Source organism: Tistlia consotensis USBA 355 (assembly GCF_900177295.1).
Classification (GTDB): domain Bacteria; phylum Pseudomonadota; class Alphaproteobacteria; order Kiloniellales; family DSM-21159; genus Tistlia; species Tistlia consotensis.
Map to the genome: position 1 here is coordinate 22,030 of NZ_FWZX01000046.1, position 18,960 is coordinate 40,989.

17 protein-coding genes are annotated in these 18,960 nt (G+C 71.0%); 3 read left to right on the forward strand and 14 right to left on the reverse strand.

The window, feature by feature from the left end; translation table 11 throughout:
* On the reverse strand, positions 1-855 hold the full coding sequence (locus tag B9O00_RS30310; protein WP_085126889.1) for a C40 family peptidase: 855 nt from the start codon (positions 853-855) through the stop codon (positions 1-3).
* 354 nt (positions 856-1,209) lie between these two features.
* Between B9O00_RS30310 and B9O00_RS30315 the strand changes: the two genes are divergently transcribed.
* Positions 1,210-2,415 carry an MFS transporter gene (locus B9O00_RS30315; protein ID WP_085126891.1) on the forward strand — a complete coding sequence of 402 codons (1,206 nt, stop codon included), beginning with the start codon at positions 1,210-1,212 and terminating at the stop codon, positions 2,413-2,415.
* 135 nt (positions 2,416-2,550) lie between these two features.
* Here B9O00_RS30315 and B9O00_RS30320 read toward each other — a convergent pair whose 3' ends face one another.
* The gene (locus tag B9O00_RS30320; protein WP_085126893.1) at positions 2,551-4,629 is read right to left on the reverse strand and encodes a 4Fe-4S dicluster domain-containing protein; all 2,079 of its coding nucleotides are present in this window, start codon (positions 4,627-4,629) and stop codon (positions 2,551-2,553) included.
* Positions 4,630-4,800: 171 nt separating this feature from the next.
* Here B9O00_RS30320 and speB point away from each other — a divergent pair, with 171 nt between their 5' ends.
* Positions 4,801-5,775 (forward strand): agmatinase, encoded by a 975-nt coding sequence (gene speB / locus B9O00_RS30325; RefSeq protein WP_235017232.1) that lies wholly within the window; start codon positions 4,801-4,803, stop codon positions 5,773-5,775.
* Between the two features lie 28 nt (positions 5,776-5,803).
* On the opposite strand, the gene B9O00_RS30330 is transcribed toward speB, so the two are convergent.
* From B9O00_RS30330 to B9O00_RS30380, 11 genes are all read right to left on the reverse strand, one after another.
* Entirely contained in the window at positions 5,804-6,004 is a 201-nt protein-coding gene (locus B9O00_RS30330; protein WP_085126898.1) for a hypothetical protein, read from the reverse strand.
* 123 nt (positions 6,005-6,127) lie between these two features.
* Positions 6,128-6,331 carry a hypothetical protein gene (locus tag B9O00_RS30335; RefSeq protein ID WP_085126900.1) on the reverse strand — a complete coding sequence of 68 codons (204 nt, stop codon included), beginning with the start codon at positions 6,329-6,331 and terminating at the stop codon, positions 6,128-6,130.
* Between the two features lie 251 nt (positions 6,332-6,582).
* A complete protein-coding gene (locus tag B9O00_RS30340) occupies positions 6,583-7,329 on the reverse strand; it encodes an amino acid ABC transporter ATP-binding protein (protein ID WP_085126902.1) in 747 nt (248 codons plus the stop codon).
* 107 nt (positions 7,330-7,436) lie between these two features.
* Entirely contained in the window at positions 7,437-8,336 is a 900-nt protein-coding gene (locus tag B9O00_RS30345; RefSeq protein ID WP_235017233.1) for an amino acid ABC transporter permease, read from the reverse strand.
* On the reverse strand, positions 8,333-9,085 hold the full coding sequence (locus B9O00_RS30350; protein ID WP_085126904.1) for an amino acid ABC transporter permease: 753 nt from the start codon (positions 9,083-9,085) through the stop codon (positions 8,333-8,335). Before B9O00_RS30350 ends, B9O00_RS30345 begins: the two co-directional genes overlap by 4 nt.
* 107 nt (positions 9,086-9,192) lie before the next feature.
* On the reverse strand, positions 9,193-10,023 hold the full coding sequence (locus B9O00_RS30355; RefSeq protein ID WP_085126906.1) for a transporter substrate-binding domain-containing protein: 831 nt from the start codon (positions 10,021-10,023) through the stop codon (positions 9,193-9,195).
* Between the two features lie 157 nt (positions 10,024-10,180).
* Positions 10,181-11,053, reverse strand: a complete 873-nt coding sequence (locus B9O00_RS30360; protein ID WP_085126908.1) for a MurR/RpiR family transcriptional regulator — start codon at positions 11,051-11,053, stop codon at positions 10,181-10,183.
* A 138-nt stretch (positions 11,054-11,191) separates the two neighbouring features.
* Positions 11,192-11,800 carry a sarcosine oxidase subunit gamma gene (locus B9O00_RS30365; RefSeq protein ID WP_085126910.1) on the reverse strand — a complete coding sequence of 203 codons (609 nt, stop codon included), beginning with the start codon at positions 11,798-11,800 and terminating at the stop codon, positions 11,192-11,194.
* A complete protein-coding gene (locus B9O00_RS30370; RefSeq protein ID WP_085126912.1) occupies positions 11,793-14,819 on the reverse strand; it encodes a sarcosine oxidase subunit alpha family protein in 3,027 nt (1,008 codons plus the stop codon). Before B9O00_RS30370 ends, B9O00_RS30365 begins: the two co-directional genes overlap by 8 nt.
* Complete coding sequence (locus B9O00_RS30375; protein WP_085126914.1) at positions 14,816-15,115, reverse strand: sarcosine oxidase subunit delta; 300 nt, start codon at positions 15,113-15,115, stop codon at positions 14,816-14,818. Before B9O00_RS30375 ends, B9O00_RS30370 begins: the two co-directional genes overlap by 4 nt.
* A 226-nt stretch (positions 15,116-15,341) precedes the next feature.
* Positions 15,342-16,595, reverse strand: coding sequence for a sarcosine oxidase subunit beta family protein (locus B9O00_RS30380; protein WP_085126916.1), 1,254 nt, complete (start codon positions 16,593-16,595; stop codon positions 15,342-15,344).
* A 352-nt stretch (positions 16,596-16,947) separates the two neighbouring features.
* Between B9O00_RS30380 and B9O00_RS30385 the strand changes: the two genes are divergently transcribed.
* The gene (locus B9O00_RS30385) at positions 16,948-18,696 is read left to right on the forward strand and encodes an NERD domain-containing protein (RefSeq protein ID WP_085126918.1); all 1,749 of its coding nucleotides are present in this window, start codon (positions 16,948-16,950) and stop codon (positions 18,694-18,696) included.
* Here the strand turns inward: B9O00_RS30385 and B9O00_RS30390 are convergent.
* Positions 18,681-18,960, reverse strand: a 280-nt coding sequence (locus B9O00_RS30390) for a hypothetical protein (protein WP_235017234.1), incomplete at its 5' end; no start/stop codon positions are given. The two genes, B9O00_RS30385 and B9O00_RS30390, sit on opposite strands and share 16 nt — an antisense overlap.

Consider the following 18,960-nt stretch of genomic DNA (forward strand, 5'->3'; position numbering starts at 1 on the left):
TCAATCCGGCCGGCGCAGGGCGACGACGCCCTCGGGGCTGTCCTGGCGGGCGCGGGCGTGGAGGTTCGCCAGCGGCTCGATCACGGTCATCAGCGGGAAGGCGGTGGCGTTGAGCACCGCGCCCTCGCCCAGCGCGATGCCGACGTGGCCCTTCCAGTAGACGACGTCGCCGCGCTCGGGCGTCGCATCGACGGGCAGGCGCCGGCCCAGGGCGTCGGAGACGGCCTGCTGGTAGGTGTCGCGCGGCACCGCCCGGCCGGCGGTGGCGAGCGAGAGCTGGACCAGGCCCGAGCAGTCGACGCCGAGCCCGGAGCGGCCGCCCCAGATGTAGGGCAGGCCGAGGAAGCGCGCGGCGGTCGCGACCCAGTCCGGCTCGCGCCAGTCCAGGCCGGCGAGGTGGCTCGCGAAGACCCAGCCGCCCTCGGCGCGCTCGACGAAGCGGCCGCGCTCGCCGACCGCCTTGACGCTGCCCCAGAGCGACAGGCGCTCGGCGACCGGTGCCTTGATCGTCGGCTCGGGAAAGACCGGCGTCGAGAGGGCGATCACCCGGTGGCTCGCCGCGTGCACCTCGGAGGACAGGCAGAAGGAGCGGCAGTAGCCGACGTAGCCGTCGGTCTCGTTCTGCACCCAACTCCAGCCGGCGCGCGTCTCGAAGACCCGGACGGCCTCGCCGGACAGCAGCTGGGAGTCGAGCGGCGCCGCCGGGTCCGGCCGCCGGTGCAGGCCGAGGATGCCGGCCGCCACCTGGGCGGGCCGCCCCTGGGAATAATGGCGCGCCTCGACGCGGCCCTCCAGCCGGGCGTCGGCGAGGTCCTCGCGGAAGGCGTTGAGGCGGGGGTCGATCGCTTCGGACATGGCCAGCGACGATGTCGCCTGTCCGGGGCCTTGGCAAGCGCCGACGCGAAGGTGGCCCGGCGCCGGGTGCGGCGCCGACGGGCGGGATGGCTGCCATTCGCCCGGCGAAGGGCTCGGGCATCTGAAAGTCGCAGGCCGCGGCCCGCCTGGGCTCGTTGCCGCTCCGTCACAAGTCCTTGCGGCCGGTCGGGCCGGCCCTGACGGCCGCCCCCTCCTTCCGATCCGGCAGTGCCGTGCTATCTGGAAGCCCCGGGCCCTCGTCCGGCCCGCCCCCGAACGTTCCCCGCCGATCCGGCACCTCGTCCCGCGAGCCGGGAGCGGCCGGCATCCGACAGCGCAGCCGAAGGAGATTCCATGACCGCTGAACGGCCCGCTTCGGCCGAGGCCTCGCCGGCGCCCGGCCTGAGCCGCTGGCTGACCTTTGCCATGGCTCTGGCCTGTGGCGTCGCGGTCGCCAACATCTACTACAACCAGCCGATGCTGGCGGTGATCGAGCGCGACTTCCCGGGCTCGGGCGCGGCCGGCCTGGTGCCGACCATGACCCAGGTCGGCTATGCGATCGGGCTGTTCCTGCTGGTGCCGCTCGGCGACCTGGTCGAGCGGCGGCGGCTCATCGTCCTGCAGTTCCTGGCGCTGGCCGCCGCCCTGGTCGGCACCGCGGTCGCGCCGACCGCGGGCCTCGTCGTGCTGGCCTCGCTGCTGGTCGGCATCTGCTCCACCGTGGCCCAGCAGATCATCCCCTTCGCCGCCCACCTGGCGCTGCCGGAGCGGCGCGGCGCCACCATCGGCTCGGTCATGGCCGGCCTCCTGTGCGGCATCCTGCTGAGCCGGCTGCTCGCGGGCTTCGTCGCGACCCATGCCGGCTGGCGGGCGATGTTCTGGCTGGCCGTGCCGATGGCGCTGGCGGCCGGCGGGCTGATGGCCGCCAGCCTGCCGCGCAGCCATCCGGAGTCGGGCCTGACCTACGGCGGCCTGATGCGCTCGCTGGCCGGGCTGTGGCGCGAATTCGCGGAGCTCCGGCGCGCCGCCCTGACCCAGGCCCTGCTGTTCGGCGCCTTCATCGCCTTCTGGACGATCCTGGCACTGCGCCTGGAGAAGCACTTCGGCCTGGGCGCCGACATCGCCGGCCTGTTCGGCCTGGTCGCGGCGATCGGGGTGCTGGCCGCGCCGATCTCGGGACGCCTCGCCGACCGCAGCGGCCCGCACCTGGTGGTCGCCCTGGGGGCCGGCCTGACCATGGCCGCCTGGCTGATCTTCGGCTTCTGGACCGCGCTGCCCGGCCTGGTCGTCGGCGTCATCCTGCTCGACTTCGGGGTGCAGAGCGCGGTGGTCTCGAACCAGCACCTGATCTATTCGCTCAGGCCCTCGGCGCGCTCGCGCATCAACACGATCTTCATGGGCACGATGTTCCTCGGCGGCGCGACCGGCTCGGCCGCGGCGACCGCGGCCTGGAGCACCGGCGGCTGGACCGCCCTGACGGTGCTGGGCGTCGCCTTCGGCCTGGTCGCCGTGGCGCTGCAGGCGACGGCACGGCGCACCGCGGTGCGGGAGACGGGGTGAGGCAGCGACGGGACAGGGCTCCCACGTCCCTCGACAGGCTCGGGACGAAGCAGCCTTTGCGGCCGAATCAGACGGCCGCTTCGTCCCGAGCCTGTCGAGGGACGTGAGGGTGCAGGCTCCCCGGTTAGAGCTCCCTCAGTGGACCGAGCCGCCGCCCTCCGGGTTGCCGCCGCGCTCGGCCAGCTCGCGCTCGCGCAGATAGTCCTCGGTCGTGCGGGTGCGCGGCCGCTCGGCGCCGCGCAGCGGATTGTCCTGGTCCTCCATCTCGGTGATGACCCGGCAGTCCTCGCACATCAGGATGCGCTCGATCCGGCCGCTCTCGAGGAACATGGAGTGGCGGCCGGCGAGCTGCTCGGCGACCCGCTCGATCGAGCGCTCGACGCCGAAGGGCTTGCCGCAGCGCACGCAGTTGAAGGGCTCGGCCTGGTTGAGGGTGACCGCGCCGCGCGCCTCGTCGCCGAAGTTGAGCCGCGGCTCCAGCGTGATGACCTGCTCGGGGCAGGTGTTGCGGCACAGGCCGCACTGCACGCAGGCCTCCTCGGTGAAGCCCAGCCAGGGCCGGTCCTCGGCGTCCATCAGGGCGCCGGTCGGGCAGGCGCCGACGCAGGCGAGGCAGAGCGTGCAGCCGGCGGTGTCGACCGCGACCGCGCCGAAGGGCGCGCCCTTGGCGAGCGGCAGGATCTTCCGGGGCTCCGGCGCCTCGTCGTGCAGGTGGCGCAGCGCCAGCAGGGTGCGCGTGCGCTTGCCGCCGAGCGGCAGGAAGCTGCCGGCCGGCAGGCCCTCGAGCTCGCGCAGGCGCCACAGCTTGTCCTCGACCGCCGAGGGATCGGCGTCGTCGATCAGCAGCACCCGCCCACCGCCGTAGCCGAGGCCGTCGAGCAGCGTCTCGACCAGGCCGATCTGGCCGGCGATGCCGCCCAGCTCGTCGCGCTTGCGGGGATCGATCAGCACGACGATCTGGGCCGCGCCATAGGCGAGGGCCGAGGCCAGGAAGTCGACGCCGAGCTGGGTCGTCTGGTTGACCGCGATCGGCAGCACCTCGGCCGGCAGGCCGCGGCCGAGCCGCGCCATCAGGTGGATCGTCTCCTCGCCGTGGCGGCCGTCGTGGACCAGCACGACCGGCTTCCGGCCGCCGGCCGCGCGGTAGCCCTCGAGCAGGGCCTTGAGCTTCTCGATCAGCGAGTTCGGGCCCGGCAGGGCGTAGCTGGCCGCGCCGGTCGGGCAGGCGGCCGCGCACTGGCCGCAGCCGGCGCAGACGAAGGGATCGAACTCGACCGTGTCGCCGGCCGGGGTGATGGCGGAGGTCGGGCAGAGGTCGAGGCAGCGGGTGCAGCCGGTCTTGCGGCTGCGCGAGTGGGCGCAGATCGTCGGGTCGTAGCGGACGTAGCGCGGCTTCTCGAACTCGCCGACGTAGTCGGCCGCCTCGAAGATCGCCTGCTGCACGGCGGCCGGGCTGTCCGGATCGGGCCTGAAGTAGCCGTCGCGCCGCTCGTGGGCCGGGAACAGCGGCGTGCCGCCGGTCAGGTCGAGGATCAGATCGCACTCGGAATAGGCGTTGTTGCGCGGCGCCTCGAAGGCGAAGGCGGCGCGCGCCGAGGGCTGGGCGGCGGCGTAGCCGTCGACGGTGACGGCGAAGGCGCCGAGGTGGCCCCGGGCCGAGACGATGCGGCCCTTGAAGACCGGCACCTCCATGCGGCGCGGCGGCACCAGGTCCTCCGCCTCGCTGAGCAGCACCGTGACCTCGAGGCGGTCCTTGAGCCGCTCGGCCGCCTCCAGGGCGCGCTCGTCCCGGCCGTAGACCAGGCAGGTGCCCTCGGAGGTCATGGTCACGGTCGGCGCCGGATCCAGCTCGACCGTGGCGGCGGCGATCAGCGCGGCGAGCTTCGGCGTCGCGGCCCTGGCGGCCTCGGACCAGCCTGCGGTCTCGCGGATGTTGAAGAAGCCGAGCTCGGGCTCGGGAGCCTCCGCCTCGGCAGCCTGCTCGGCCGCCAGCTCGCCGAACAGCGGCGCCTCCTGGGTGCAGGCGACCAGCAGCGGCGCCCCGTCGCGCGCCGCCCGCTGGAAGCGGCCGAGCTGGGCCCGGCACAGCTGGCTGCTGATCTCGAGGCTGCCCTCCGCGCCCGCTGCCCGACAGGCCTTGGCCAGCTTGTCGCCGTCCAGAGGCATGGTCTTCTCGCAGTCGCAGACGAGCACGCGCTTGCCGCGCAGCTCCATCCGGCTTCACTCCCCTTCCCGAGCGCGGCCCCTTCGTGGAGGCCGTCTTTCCCGTTGGCACCGAGAGGCCCAATCTAACAGAGCACGGATCGTAAACATCCCCAATTTTCCTGAGAGCTCGGGCGCGGCTATGATCGCGGCGTCTCGGGCTGGCGAAGGGGAGGGGAGATCGTGAGCGAGGCGAAGGGCGATCACGCGCTGCAGCCCGGCGGGCTCAAGGGCTGGGAACCGGAGGCGACCTACGCCGGGGCGTTGTCGTTCCTGCGCTGCCGCTACCGCAGCGACCCGACCGGGGTCGAGGTCGCGGTCACCGGCGTGCCGCTCGACACGGCGACGACCAACCGGCCGGGGACCCGCTTCGGGCCGCGCGGCATCCGCGCCGCCTCCTCGATCATGGCCTGGGAGCGGCCCTACGGCTGGGACTTCGATCCGCGCGAGGTGCTGGCCATCGCCGACCTCGGCGACTGCGTCTTCGACCCCTTCCACCCGGCCGGGGTGCCGGCCGAGATCGAGGCCCATGCCGACCGCCTGATCGGGGCCGGCTGCACGCTGCTGACCCTGGGCGGCGACCACTTCGTCACCTGGCCGCTGCTCAAGGCCCACGCCAGGCGCCATGGCCCGCTGTCGCTGCTGCACTTCGACGCCCATTCCGACACCTGGGCTGGCAGTCCGGACGGCAGCGACATCAACCACGGCACGATGTTCTGGCACGCCGCGCGCGAGGGGCTGATCGACGTCGAGCATTCCCTGCAGGTCGGCCTGCGCACCCACAATCCCGATACCCTGGGCATCCCGATCCTCGACGCGCCCTGGGTGCACGCCAACGGGCCGGCCGCCGTCGTCGCGCGGGCGCGCGAGCTGCTGGCCGGCCGCAAGGTCTACCTGACCTTCGACATCGACGGGCTGGATCCGGCCTTCGCGCCGGGCACCGGCACGCCGGTCGTCGGCGGCCTCGCGACCGCCCAGGCGCTGGCGATCCTGAAGGGATTGCGCGGGCTCGACCTGGCCGGCGCCGACATCGTCGAGGTGGCGCCGGCCTACGACAGCGGCGAGATCACCGCCCTGGCGGCGGCGCAGATCGGCTTCGAGATCCTGGCGCTCTTCGCCTGCCGGCCCGGCGGGCCGATGCCGGCCGGCTGGCCCTGAGGCGGCCAGGCCTCAGGCGCTCCTGGCCTCAGGCGCCCTTGCCGGGCTTGAGGCGCCAGTCCTGGATCTCGTAGCCGGGATGGCTCTCCAGCCACTGCGCGACCAGCGTCTGGGCCTGGACGAAGGCCGTGCTGGGGCTGGCCGACAGGTCGTTGGCCTGCTCTTCGTGGACCTGGCAGGGCGCCGAGGAGCCGGCGACGCAGACCAGCAGGACGAGGGTGTAGATCATCGCGGGGGGATCCCCTTCGTCGGGGCAGGCCCACCGGGGCGCCGCGGCCGGGCCGCGAGGGGCCCGGCGCCCCGCCGCGCGGACGGGGCCCGGTCGCGATGCCGCCCCGGAGGGCGGCTGCCGTCAGGCGTGCTTGGCCTTCAGCGGCTGGCGGTCTTCCGAACGGTCGCGGCGCTCGAGGGAGCGGCGCAGCAGGCCGCCGAGGCTGACCATGTAGTCGTGCATGGCACGGGACCGCATGCGGCGGCCGCGCTCTACCAGGGTCATCAGTTCGTCGTAGGACAGGGCGCGGAAGCGCTCGTCGATCTCGTTGAACTCGTTCGTCATGGCCTGGACCTCCGTGGCTCTCATGGCGTGGAGGGTGTTCCGCCCTAAACTCTTGGCGCTCGCGCTATGCTGCGGCGCAACAAAAAGATAGGTCAGTGTTACTGACCGAACTAGTGACGAAACGTCACAGCTGCGGTTCCGTGGCAGCGCGAATCGGCGAGTCGAATCTGCCGCTCGTCAGAAATAATCTTAGATAATCAGTATATTATAGGAAGGCTCCGGCTGCGGTCGCCGGACGGCCAGCAGGCCGTTCAGAGGATCTGGCTGAGGAATTCCTGGGTCCGCGGGTCTTTCGCATTTGCGAAGAACTCCTTCGGCGAGCCCTGCTCGACGATGACGCCGCGGTCGGTGAAGTAGATCTGGTCGGCGACCTCGCGGGCGAAGCCCATCTCGTGGGTCACCAGCAGGCAGGTCATGCCCTCCTCGGCCAGCTCGCGGATCGTCACCAGCACCTCCTTGACCGTCTCCGGGTCGAGCGCGGCGGTGACCTCGTCGAACAGCATGACGTCCGGGTTCATGGCCAGCGAGCGGGCGATCGCGACGCGCTGCTGCTGGCCGCCGCTGAGCTCGCCCGGATAGGCCTGCTCCTTGCCCGACAGGCGGACCTTCTTGAGCAGGCGGTAGGCGCGCTCCTCGACCTCCTTCCGGTCCTGTTTCAGCACCGTCACCGGCGCCATCATGACGTTCTGCAGGGCGCTCTTGTGGGGGAAGAGATTGTACTGCTGGAAGACCATGCCGACCTTCCGGCGCAGCGCCAGCTTGTCGAGCTTCGGGTCGTGCACCTCCTGGCCCTCGACGGTGATCGAGCCGCGGTCGATCGGCACCAGGGCGTTGATGCAGCGCAGCAGCGTCGACTTGCCGGAACCGGACGGGCCGATGATGCAGATCGTCTCGCCCTGCGCGACGTCCAGCGAGACGCCCTTCAGCACCTCGACCGCGCCGAAGGACTTGTGGACGTCCTTGCAGGACACCAGCGGTTGGTCGGGAGTCCAGGCCATGGGTGTCTCTCCTTGATGTCTCGGCTCCGGCCCGCTCCCCCACCCGGCCCCCCCTTCCGGGATACTGACGTGGGCGGCCGGGCGGGCCGGAGGCCCGCCTTCGGGCATTACAGCTTCACCTGGAAGCGCCGCTCCAGGGCGACGGTCCAGCGGGCGATCGGGTAGCAGTAGACGAAGAAGCAGAGCAGCACGAAGCTGTAGATCGGGATCAGCAGGTCCGGGCGGTCCTCGGCGGCCAGCACGCGGCCGGCCTGGGTCATCATCTCCGAGACGCCGACGATCGAGGCCAGCACCGTCGCCATGGTCAGGATCGCGTAGAGGTTCATCCAGGGCGGCAGCATGCGCTTCACGCACTGCGGCAGGATGATCATCCAGAGGATCTGGCGCCGGTTGAAGGCGAGCGATTCGGAGGCCTCCCACTGGCCCGAGGGGATCGAGTTGACGGCGCCGCGCACGATCTCAGAGACGTTGGCCAGCACCGGCAGCGACAGGCCGATCGTCGCCTTGATCCAGTCCGGGAAGGGGATGACGAGGCCGCCGATGCGGAACTCGAAGGGCAGCAGGAACATGCAGTAGAACAGCAGCACCAGCCAGGGCGCGTTGCGGAAGAACTGCGTGACGAACCAGGAGCCGACGCGCACCGGCGGCAGCAGCGAGATCTGCATCAGGCCGAGCCAGGTGCCGATCAGCGTGCCGACCGCCATGGCCAGGAACGAGATGACGATGTTGAAGAGGAAGCCGCGCAGCAGCACCGGCATCCACCGCAGCAGCACCTCGAGGACCGGCTCCCGGCCGGCGCCGGCCTGGGCCTGGGCGACGCCGGCGGAGACCAGCAGGACGGCCAGCAGCACCAGGCCGTGGCGCCAGTCGAGGCGCGGCAGCGCGGCGCCCAGCTCGCGCTCGCGCGCGGCCCGGCGCGCCAGGCTGTCGGCGGCCGGAAGCAGCACCGGCAGGTCGGTCGTGCCGGCGAGGTCGACGGGCGGGCGGTTCCGGGGCCGCCGGCTCAACGCCCGTACCCCGGCATGCGCAGCGCCCGCTCCCAGGAATGCATCGCCCAGACCAGGAGGCCGACCAGGAAGACGTAGGCGAACAGCAGGAAGGTCATGGTCTCGGGCACGTTGACCGAGTCCGACCAGATCTGGTTGGCCATGTAGAGCATCTCCGGCACCGCGATCGCGTAGGCCAGGGTCGTCGTCTTGACCAGGTTGACCAGGTTGTTGTTGAGCGCCGGCAGGCAGACCCGGAAGGCCAGCGGCAGCACGACGTAGCGGTAGGTCTGCAGGCGGTTGTAGCCGAGCGCCTCGGCGGCCTCGATCGTCGAGGCCGGCACCGCCTCGATGCCCGAGCGGAAGATCTCGACGTTGAAGGCGCCGGCGAAGAAGGAGAGGGAGATCACCGCCCAGGTGAAGTTGTCGAGCATCGGCTCCTGGAAGCCGAAGCGGTTCTCGTGGGTCGGCATCAGGCTGCCGATCGCGAAGAAGAAGAAGTAGAGCTGGACCAGCGGCGGGGTGTTGCGGAAGAACTGGATGTAGCCCTGCACGATGCGCCGGGTCCAGACCAGCTTCGAGCCCTGCAGCCAGGCGCCGACCACGCCGATGACCATCGACAGGGCGAGGCAGATCAGCGACAGGTAGACGGTGTTCATGAAGCCGCGCGCCAGGCGGTCGCGGTCGAAGGAATCGTAGACGAAGGTCAGGTTGATGCCGGTCGCGTGATAGAGCCCGCGCGCCCAGTCGAAAGCCCAGCTCCAGTCCATCTCGACGGCCTCCCCGATCGCCTCGCCGCAAAGGGCTGCGCCGACCCGCGCCCCGATCCCTGGGGACCGGGGCGCGGCCGGCGCCGTCTCAGCCCTCGAAGGTCAGCTCAGCTGCCCTTGTACTTCTCGTGCATCTCCAGGGCGAAGGGGGTGTTCTTGACGCCGTACTTCGTCTCGAGCTCGAGGATCCGGCCGGTCTTGTGCCAGTCCTTGATCATGTCGCTCATGAAGGCGGCGAACTTGTCGGCGCCCTTGGCGACGGCGAGGCCCCAGGGCGCGTCGTCGATCGTCTTGAGCGGCATGTCGTAGTCGGCCCACTCGGGGTCGCCGAGCTTCGAGATCAGGAAGGAGTCGTCGTAGACGAAGGCGACGCAGCGGCCCTGCTTGAGGGCGGTCAGCGCCTCGGCCGTGCCCTTGAAGGCTACGATGTCGGCGCCGAACTGCTCCTGGGTCTTGCGGTTGTAGAAGGCGCCCTGGATGCCGCAGACCGGCACGCCCTTCAGGTCGGTCCACTCTTTGAACTTGGCCTTCTTGGGCGCCATGACGTTGGTGCCCGAGGAGTAGTAGTTCGGCTTGACGATCTCGACGACCTTCTCGCGCTCGGGCGTGTCGGTCATGGTCGCGATCATCAGGTCGATCTTGCCCTGCTCCAGGAACTGCATGCGGTTCGAGGAGACGACCGGCACCAGCTCCAGCTTGACGCCGAGCTTCTTGGCGACGTCGGCGGCGAGGGTCGGCTCGATGCCGACGATCTTGCCGTCGGAATCGAGGAATCCGTAGGGCTTGTAGTCGGCCTTGACGCCGACCACCAGGGTGCCCTTGTCCTTGACCTCCTTGAGCGTCGTCGCGGTCGCCGTCCCGGGTGCGACCGACGCGACCAGCGCCAGGGCCAGGGCGGCGGTCGTGCCGAGCACCGCCGAGCGGATGAGCTTGTTCATTCACTTGCCTCCACTGTTCGCTTGGCCGCGACGCTCCCGGTGGGTCCAGGGTAGCGGAGCGCGGCCTGAAGCCGGGAGGTTAGCAAAGGGTTTACGGAAAGCGAAGCCGGCTTAGCGCAAATGAAGCAGAGGCGCTAAAGGTGCGACAATTGTCTCATCAGCCCCGCTCGTCCTCGTGGAAGGTGCCGAGCGCCTTGTGGAAGGGCTGGTGCGCCTCGATCCGGGCGATCTGCGGGCGGCCGCCCTGGGCCACCAGATAGCCGAGCAGGGCCTCGAGGGTCGCCAGCGCGCCGCTCATCGAGGGGAAGAACTGCGGGCTCTCGGTCGCGGCGAGCAGCAGCTGCGTGGCGCCGCGGGCGATCGGCGAGGCGCGGCTGTCGGTGACCGCGATCACCGACAGGCCCTGCTCGCGCGCGAAGGCGGCGGTGCGCACGGTCGCCTCGGCATAGGGCGTGAGCCCCACGACCAGCAGGCAGTCGCCGGGCCGGGCCAGGGCCAGGTCGTCGACGGCGACGCCGCCGGTGTCGGTCACCAGGCTGGCCTGGGGCAGCACCATGCGCGCGACCAGGTAGGCGTAGTGCACGATGCCGTAGCAGCCGCGCACGCCGAAGAAGAAGCTGCGCGGCGCCTTCCTGAGCAGGCCCGCGGCGGCGGCGAAGGCCTCCGGCGGGTTGTCGTCGAAGGCGCGGCGCAGGTTCTCGCCGAGCGCGCGCCGGAAGGTCTCGGCGATCTCGGCCTCGCGCGCCGAGTGGCCGAGCCGCTGCAGGCCGCGGGCGCGGTCGGGATAGGCCCGGGCGCCGGCCCGCACGGCCTGCTGGAACTGGGCGCGGAAGGCCTCGTAGCTCGGCTCGCCGAGCGCCTGGGCCAGCCGCAGCATGGTGCTGGGCGTGACCTCGGCCTTGGCCGCGACCTGGCGCATCGAGGCCATGGCGACCTCGGCCGGGTGGTCGACGACGAAGCGCGCCGCGCGCCGGAGCTGCGGCGTCAGGCCCTCCATCCGCTCGACGATCGACTGGATCAGCGTGTCCATGGGGTTCGCTCCCTGCCCCCATTCGCTTCGTCCTGAGCCTGTCGAAGGGCGGAGCGAAACGGGCTCCGTCCGCGGGGAAGGGCTTCACCCTTCGACAGGCTCAGGATGAAGCCCTTTGGGTGTTCTGCGGTAGGTTTCTCAGCCCGCCGCAACCTCGTAGCCCAGCTCGGTCGCGCGATCGCAGAGCTCCTCGAAGAGCGCCAGGCCGAAGGAGCGGAAGGCCAGGACCTCGATCGTCTCCTCGGCGACGGCGTGCAGGGTCACGGCCAGGTGGCCGAAGCGGGTCATGGCGACCGAGCCGGCCGGGAAGGCGCCCGGCGACAGGTCGACGGGCGACTCCTTCATCAGCAGGCGGCGCGCCGCCGGGCCCTCGAGGCGGATCACCGTGCGGGCGTGGCCGAGGTCGGTGACCGCGAGGGCCGGCTGCCCGGCGACCGCGGCCTCCAGCCCGGCGATCAGGCCCGAGCCTTCCGGCGCGATCAGCAGCCAGCGCTCCGGCCCCTGCCAGAGGATCTGGCCGCGCGCGCCGCCCGCCGCCTGGCTGCAGGTCGAGCGGCCGGCGGCCGGCAGGGCGAGGCCGAGCGCCGCCTGGGCCGCGGCCTCGGCGGCCGCGCGGTCCTCGGGGAAGCCGCTCAGCAGGGCCAGCGCCAGGCCGCGGCGCTCGCTCAGCACGACGCCGGCGCCGCCGGGGGCGCCGAAGCGGCCGGGCTTGTCGTGCCCCTCCAGGGCGGAAGCGCGCTCAACCACGCAGGCGTTCTCCTTCGGGATCGATGAAGCAGCTCGGGGTCACCTCGACCTCGACGATGCGGTTGCGCAGGGGATAGGCGGCGTAGAGCTTCTGGCCCAGGCGCTCGCGCCCGCCCGACAGGAAGGCGAGCGCGATCGGCTTGCCCAGGTTCTCGCTCCAGGTCACCGAGGTCACGTGGCCGAGCTTCTCGATCGGCGGGTGCAGGTCCCGCTGCCCGACCAGGATCGAGCCGGCGGCGATCTTGGTCCGGCCGTCGGTCGGCACCAGGCCGACCAGGCGCGGCCGCGCCGGGTCGTCGAAGCCCTCTCGGCCGAGCAGGCGCCGGCCGACGAAGTCGGCCTTCTTCTTCGAGACCATGCGGCCCAGGCCCAGGTCCTCCGGCGTCGTGCGGCCGTCGATCTCCGGGCCGGCGACGTGGCCCTTCTCGATGCGCAGCACCGCCAGGGCCTCCAGGCCGTAGGGGATGACCTCCAGCTCCTTGCCGGCCTCCATCAGCGCCTCCCAGACCAGCGGTCCGTGGTCGGCGGCGACGTTGACCTCGTAGGCCCGCTCGCCGGAGAAGGAGATGCGGAAGATCCTGACCGGCACGCCGGCGATCCGGCCCTCGGCGACGCCCATGAAGGGCAGGGCGGCGTCGTCGACCGGGCAGCCCTCGACCGCCTTCTCCAGCAGCCTGCGGCTCCTCGGCCCGGCGACCGCGATGCCGGCCCACTGGTCGGTCACGGAGGCGACGTTGACCCTGAGCTCCGGCCAGACCGCCTGCAGCAGGAACTCCAGGTGCGCCATGACCGCGGCGGCCTCGGCCGTCGTCGTGGTCATGAAGAAGCGGGTCTCCGACAGCCGCGTCGTCGTGCCGTCGTCGAGGACGATGCCGTCCTCGCGCAGCATCAGGCCGTAGCGCGCCTTGCCGACCGGCAGGCTGGAGAAGGTGTTGCAGTAGACCCGGTCCAGGAACGCGGCGGCGTCGGGGCCCTGGACGTCGATCTTGCCGAGGGTCGAGACGTCCGACAGGCCGACGGCGCGGCGCACGTGCTTCGCCTCGCGGTTCTGCGCCTCGAACAGCCCCTCGCCCGGCTTCGGGTAGTAGCGCGGGCGCAGCCACAGCCCGGCCTCGACCATCACCGCGCCGTTGCGGAGATGCCAGTCGTGCAGCGGCGTGCGGCGCACCGGCCGGAAGGCCCTGCCGACCTCGCGGCCGCCCAGCGCGCCGAGCGTGACCGGCGTGTAGGGCGGGCGGAAGGTGGTGTGGCCGACCTCCGGCACGGTCAGGCCGCGCAGCTCGGCCATCACGGCCAGGCCGTTGACGTTGGCGGTCTTGCCCTGGTCGGTGCCCATGCCGAGGGTGGTGTAGCGCTTCAGGTGCTCGACCGAGCGGTAGCCCTCGCGCTCGGCCAGACCGATGTCGGAGACCGCGACGTCGTCCTGGATGTCGACGAAGGCCTTGCCGCCGCGGCTCGCCGGCTTCGGGCAGGCGAAGAGTGCCAGCGGCTCGGCCTCGGCCTCGGCGCCCGGCTCGGGCACGGTCGCCGGCAGCGCCGGGGCGCTCGCCTCGAAGCCGCAGGCCGCGGCCGCCGCGGCGCCGGCGGCGAAGCCCTCGGCCAGGCAGGTCGAGAGCGTGAAGCTGCCGTTGCAGGCGCCGACCGAGCGGTGGCCCTGCGGGTTCTCGCCCGGCCGGAAGGTCAGCAGGCGCGGGTCCCAGACCGTCTTGCCCTGGCTGTGGCTGTGCAGGTGCAGGGTCGGGGTCCAGCCGCCGGCGACGCAGAGCAGGTCGCAGGAGATGAAGTCGGCCGGGCCGGTCCAGCGCCCGCCGGCGCCCGTGCCGGCCTCGAAGGGGGCCGCCTCGACGCCGACCAGGGCGCGGCCGCCGTGGGCGCGGGCGACCGCCTGGCCGCTGCGCACCTCGATGCCCAGGTCGCGCGCCAGCTCGCGCACGCTGGCCGAGCCGTTCGGCCGCGGGTCGATCACCGCGGCGACCTGGATGTCGGCCTCCAGCAGCGCCGGCAGCTCGGCATAGGCGGCGTCGTGGCTGGCGAACAGCACGGCCCGGGTGCCGGCCCTGGCGGCGTAGCGCCGGGCATAGGTCCGCGCGGCGCTGGCCAGCATGACGCCGGGCAGGTCGTTGTTGGCGAAGACCAGCGGCCGCTCGATGGCGCCGGCGGCCAGCACGATCTCGCCGCAGCGCAGCAGGTGCAGGCGCTGGCGCGGCTCGCCGTGCTCCGGCTCCGGCTTGTGGTCGGCGACCCGCTCGACCAGGCCGGCAACCCTGCCGTCGTAGAGCCCGAAGGCGCTGGTCCGGGTCAGGATCTCGACGTTGGGCAGGCTGGCCAGCTCGGCCTCGACGGCGGCGACCCAGTCGGGGCCGGACTTGCCGCCGACCCGCTCGCCGTTGGACAGCAGCTGGCCGCCCAGGCGGAAGTCCTGCTCGGCCAGCACCACGCGGGCGCCCGCCCGGCCCGCCGCCAGCGCCGCCGCCAGGCCGGCCGGGCCGGATCCCACGACCAGCAGGTCGCAGAAGCCGTGGCGCTTCTCGTAGCGGTCGGGATCGGGCTCGCGGGCGGCGCGGCCCAGGCCGGCGGCCTTGCGGATGAAGTGCTCGTAGACCATCCAGGCGCGCCGCGTCGGGCCCATGAAGGTCTTGTAGTAGAAGCCGGCCGGGATGAAGGGCGCGGCCAGGCCGTTGAGCGCGCCCACGTCCCACCTGAGCGAGGGCCAGGCGTGCTGGCTGGCGGCCGCGAGGCCGTCGTAGAGCTCGGCGACCGTCGCCCGCGTGTTCGGCTCGCGCCGCGCGCCGCTCCGGAGCTCGACCAGGGCGTTCGGCTCCTCGGGCCCGGCCGAGAACAGGCCGCGCGGCCGGTGGTACTTGAAGGAGCGGCCGAGCAGCCTGACCCCGTTGGCCAGCAGCGCCGAGGCCAGGGTGTCGCCCGGATGGCCGCGGTAGTCCCTGCCGTCGAAGCTGAAGCGGAGCTCGCGGCTGCGGTCGAGCGCGCCGCCGGCCGGCAGGCGGAAGGGCTGGCTCATTCCGCGGCGTCCTTTCCGGCGGCGGGCCCGGCGGCGGGGGAGCCCTCGCGGGCCGGCAGGGCGCCGAGGATCTCGTGGGTCAGGGTGTCGCGCTCGACGACCAGCCACTGCCGGCAGCCCTGGGCGTGGTGCCAGTGCTCCCGGTGCCGGCCGCGCGGGTTGTCGCGCAGGTAGACGTAGCCGAACCACTCGTCCAGCGGCGCCTCGGCCTCGGGACGCGTCACCGTCGCGTCGCCGAGGTAGCTGAACTCGCTGTGGTCGCGCGGCCCGCAGAAGGGGCAGGGGATGCGGAGCATCAGAGATCCCTCGTCGAGGTCGGGGCGGGACGGCATCGTCCGTGCCGCACCTCACCCTCCCACGCTGCGCGTGGGCCCCTCCCTCTCCCCAGGGCGGAGAGGGAAAGACGAGGCGCCCCTTTTCCCCTCTCCGCTTCAGGGGAGAGGGAGGGGCCCGCGGCCGTCAGGCCGTGGGAGGGTGAGGTGCGGTTCATCGCGGAGCGGAGGTGCGGCACGGACCACCCCCTCAATGCAGGTTCGGCTGCGGCCCGTGGCCGCTCTCGTCGACCATCCGGCCGGCGCGGAAGCGGTCCAGGTCCAGCTTTGCGTTCAGCTCGTGCGGCCGGTCGTTGGCGATGGTCCAGGCGAAGACCCAGCCCGAGCCCGGCGTCGCCTTGAAGCCGCCGTAGCACCAGCCGCCGTTGAGGTAGAGGTTGGCCAGCGGCGTCTTGCCGATGATCGGGCTGCCGTCCATCGTCATGTCCATGACGCCGCCCCAGTGGCGCAGGAGGCGGGTCCGCGAGATGCAGGGCATCATCGAGATGCCGATCGAGACGACCTCCTCGATGACCGGCAGGTTGCCGCGCTGGGCGTAGGAGTTGTAGCCGTCGAGGTCGCCGCCGAACACCAGGCCGCCCTTGTCCGACTGGCTGATGTAGAAGTGGCCGGCGCCGAAGGTGATCACGTGGTCGACCAGCGGCTTCAGGCCCTCGGAGACGAAGGCCTGCAGCACGTGGCTCTCGATCGGCAGGCGCAGGCCCGCCATGGCGCCGAGCCGGCCGGTGTTGCCGGCGACCGCCAGGCCCAGCTTGCCGCAGGCGATGAAGCCGCGGCTGGTCTCGACGCCGACGACCCTGTCGCCCTCGCGCCGGATGCCGGTGACCTCGCAGTTCTGGATCAGGTCGACGCCCAGGGAGTCGGCGCCGCGCGCCAGGCCCCAGGCGACGGCGTCGTGGCGCGCCGTGCCGCCGCGCCGCTGCAAGAGGCCGCCGTAGATCGGGAAGCGCGCGTCGTCGAAGGCCAGCTCCGGGCAGAAGCGGCGGACGCCCTCGCGGTCGAGCAGGTCCGAATCGATGCCGTTGAGCCGCATCGCGTTGCCGCGCCGGGCGTAGGCGTCGACCTGGCTGTCCGAGTGCGCGAGGTTGAGCACGCCGCGCTGGGAGAACATGACGTTGTAGTTGAGGTCGGCCGACAGGCCCTCCCAGAGCTTCAGGGAGTGCTCGTAGAAGGGCGCGTTGCCGTCGAGCAGGTAGTTCGAGCGCACGATCGTCGTGTTGCGCCCGGTGTTGCCGCCGCCGAGCCAGCCCTTCTCCAGCACCGCGACATTGGTGATGCCGTGCAGCTTGGCGAGGTAGTAGGCGGTCGCGAGGCCGTGCCCGCCGCCGCCGACGATGACCACGTCGTAGCGCTGCTTCGGCGCCGGATCGCGCCAGGCCGGCGTCCAGTCCTTGTGCCCGGAGAAGGCGTTCCTGACCAGGGCGAGGGCGGAGTAGCGCGACATGCGGCGGCTCGTGCGGGCGGGAGGGGCGACGCCGGCCAGCATGACACAAACGGTGCGGGATGCAAGAGCGGTGTTACGGGTGTTGCATTGGGTGACATGGTCGGCCGCTAGGCGCCAGGAGGGGACTCTCGCCAACCAAGCTCCAAATGTCGCGCTTTGGCCGATAGCTGCCTGTCGGCCAGCGAAGAGAGATGCGTGAAAGCCGACACTCGCCTGTTCGTCAGCAAAGCCTTATTCTGAAGGTCGCGTGAAGGTGGTCGTGTCGGAAGCGTAGCTGCGGCCATATTCGCACCTGCGGGGAGATGCCGCGATGCTGACGCGGTGAGTGCAAGCGTTAGAGCCAGTATCGACGATGGAAGCACCACGGCCCGAGCAGGAGATCTTCGACGAGTTAATTGAGCTAACGGCGACGACAGGTTTTGCCCACGTCATCGCCTACTTCTGCGCACGGGACAATTTCACCTGGTACCGCGATGAGATGCGCGCAGAGGACATGCAGCACCTCTACTCGCGCTCACGGCTGATCCGGACCGAGATGTTCACGTTGATCGGTCTCATGGTTCGTGCCGACCCCGACTATGACGCGTCGCCACCGGAGGACGCTTCCAGACTGGCCGCGCGCGCCGAGGCACTGCTCGATGAACTGCATCACAGCATGACCCGGCCGTGGTTCGAAGGCTTCCGAGAGGCGGCTATCGCCGGCGACCCGCCCAATCCCTGGAAATCGGCCGACGCGATGCGCGAGGCGATCTTCTATGGCGGCGAGGCTGCGTTCTCATTCCAGAACTGCGACTTTGCCGCAGAGAAGTATGCTGCCGACGATGCTTGGCTGGTCGCGAAGAAGGGGGCGTCGATTATGGATATGATCGCCGTCGCTAAGGCGATCGGCGAGTTCCAGGTTGAGAAGATGGCGGGCGTCGTTCACGCGGAGCCGCAGGGCGTCGGCGAACCGCGCTTCCTGCCCGCCTTCATGTTCACCGTTGCGGAGCTGGAGCCGCGACTCGAGTTCGCTCCGGAGCGGATCTTAGCGAGCGTTCAGGCATTTGCCCTGCCGCAAGCCCACCGGAACCTCGGCTTCAAGGCGCTACACGACTTCAACGCGGTGACGGGCTCGCCAATCATCACTGTCGACGAGGAGCGATTCCTGCTCTTCCACTCCAACGCTCTTGCCGACGCGCTGTACGAATCCCCTTTTTACTGGCTCGGTGCGGACAAGACTTATGTCACGGCTGCGCTGACACATCGCGGCGAATACACCGAGGCATTCGCGCTACAGCGGTTGACTGCGGTCTTCGGCCCAGGACATGTCTATCAAGGCGTGAACATCGACCGCGGCAAAGGCGATCGGCTCGGCGAGATCGACGTGCTGGTGCCGTTCGGCAATCGGGCGATCGTGCTGCAGGCCAAGTCGAAGCGGCTTACGATGGAATCGCGGCGCGGGAACGACCTGCAGCTCAAGGGCGACTTCAAGGCCGCGGTGCAGGACGCCTATGACCAGGCCATGGATTGCGCGGAAGCGCTGCGCGACCCGACGCTGCGCTTTACGACCGCCGAGGGGCAGGTCGTGAAGGTCCCAAGAGAGTTGACGCAGATCTTCCCGATCTGTCTGGTCGCCGACCATTATCCCGCGCTGGCGTTCCAGACCGAGCAGTTCCTGGCCCGGCGCGAGGCGCCGGCGGTACTGGCGCCGCTCGTCATTGACGTGTTCACGCTCGATGTGATGGCTGAGATGCTGCGGAGGTCTTTACGCTTCCTGAGCTATCTTGAGCTGCGGTCGCTCTACGGGTCAAAGGTGACGATTCAACACGAGATTACGCTGCTCTCGTACCATCTCAAGTACAATCTGTGGCTGGACGACGAATATGACTTTGTCGCGCTCGATGACGATTTCGCAGCGGATATCGAGATCGCCATGGGTGCACGGCGATTCGGCCTGCCGGGCAAACCGACCCCCGAAGGCATCCTGACCGCGATCGAGGGCCGGCGACTTGACGCGCTCATTGAGGCGATCGAGGCCGAACCACTCGGCCCGATGATCGATCTGGTGATGTTGCTTTACCGTACCCGTCCGGTGAGGACCGCGGGTCAGAGGCTTTCGTAGCGGCGGAGTTGGTGCGGGGTGGCCTTGTAGTGCTCGACCAGCTCTTTGAGACGATCCAGGCTGTCCGGCGTGAACGCGATGGTCTGCTGGTCGTCGGCGCCGTGGACCCAGAGGCAGCCGTCCTCGGGCTCCATCTCGCCGGCCACGTCCCACAGCCAGTCGAGGTCTTCGCCCAGGAGTTCGGCCACGCGCTCGATCGTCAGCACCAGGATGGGTGCCGCCATCGTCAGGCTGCCTTGGCGGCGTCCCGCAAGGCCTTCCACT

Excerpts from the sequence above, each read along its gene's own strand:
- B9O00_RS30310 (WP_085126889.1), bottom strand. The coding sequence starts at position 855 with ATGTCCGAAGCGATCGACCCCCGCCTCAACGCCTTCCGCGAGGACCTC.
- B9O00_RS30315 (WP_085126891.1), top strand. The coding sequence starts at position 1,210 with ATGACCGCTGAACGGCCCGCTTCGGCCGAGGCCTCGCCGGCGCCCGGC.
- B9O00_RS30320 (WP_085126893.1), bottom strand. The coding sequence starts at position 4,629 with ATGGAGCTGCGCGGCAAGCGCGTGCTCGTCTGCGACTGCGAGAAGACC.
- B9O00_RS30330 (WP_085126898.1), bottom strand. The coding sequence starts at position 6,004 with ATGATCTACACCCTCGTCCTGCTGGTCTGCGTCGCCGGCTCCTCGGCG.
- B9O00_RS30335 (WP_085126900.1), bottom strand. The coding sequence starts at position 6,331 with ATGACGAACGAGTTCAACGAGATCGACGAGCGCTTCCGCGCCCTGTCC.
- B9O00_RS30340 (WP_085126902.1), bottom strand. The coding sequence starts at position 7,329 with ATGGCCTGGACTCCCGACCAACCGCTGGTGTCCTGCAAGGACGTCCAC.
- B9O00_RS30350 (WP_085126904.1), bottom strand. The coding sequence starts at position 9,085 with ATGGACTGGAGCTGGGCTTTCGACTGGGCGCGCGGGCTCTATCACGCG.
- B9O00_RS30355 (WP_085126906.1), bottom strand. The coding sequence starts at position 10,023 with ATGAACAAGCTCATCCGCTCGGCGGTGCTCGGCACGACCGCCGCCCTG.
- B9O00_RS30360 (WP_085126908.1), bottom strand. The coding sequence starts at position 11,053 with ATGGACACGCTGATCCAGTCGATCGTCGAGCGGATGGAGGGCCTGACG.
- B9O00_RS30370 (WP_085126912.1), bottom strand. The coding sequence starts at position 14,819 with ATGAGCCAGCCCTTCCGCCTGCCGGCCGGCGGCGCGCTCGACCGCAGC.
- B9O00_RS30375 (WP_085126914.1), bottom strand. The coding sequence starts at position 15,115 with ATGCTCCGCATCCCCTGCCCCTTCTGCGGGCCGCGCGACCACAGCGAG.
- B9O00_RS30380 (WP_085126916.1), bottom strand. The coding sequence starts at position 16,595 with ATGTCGCGCTACTCCGCCCTCGCCCTGGTCAGGAACGCCTTCTCCGGG.
- B9O00_RS30385 (WP_085126918.1), top strand. The coding sequence starts at position 16,948 with ATGGAAGCACCACGGCCCGAGCAGGAGATCTTCGACGAGTTAATTGAG.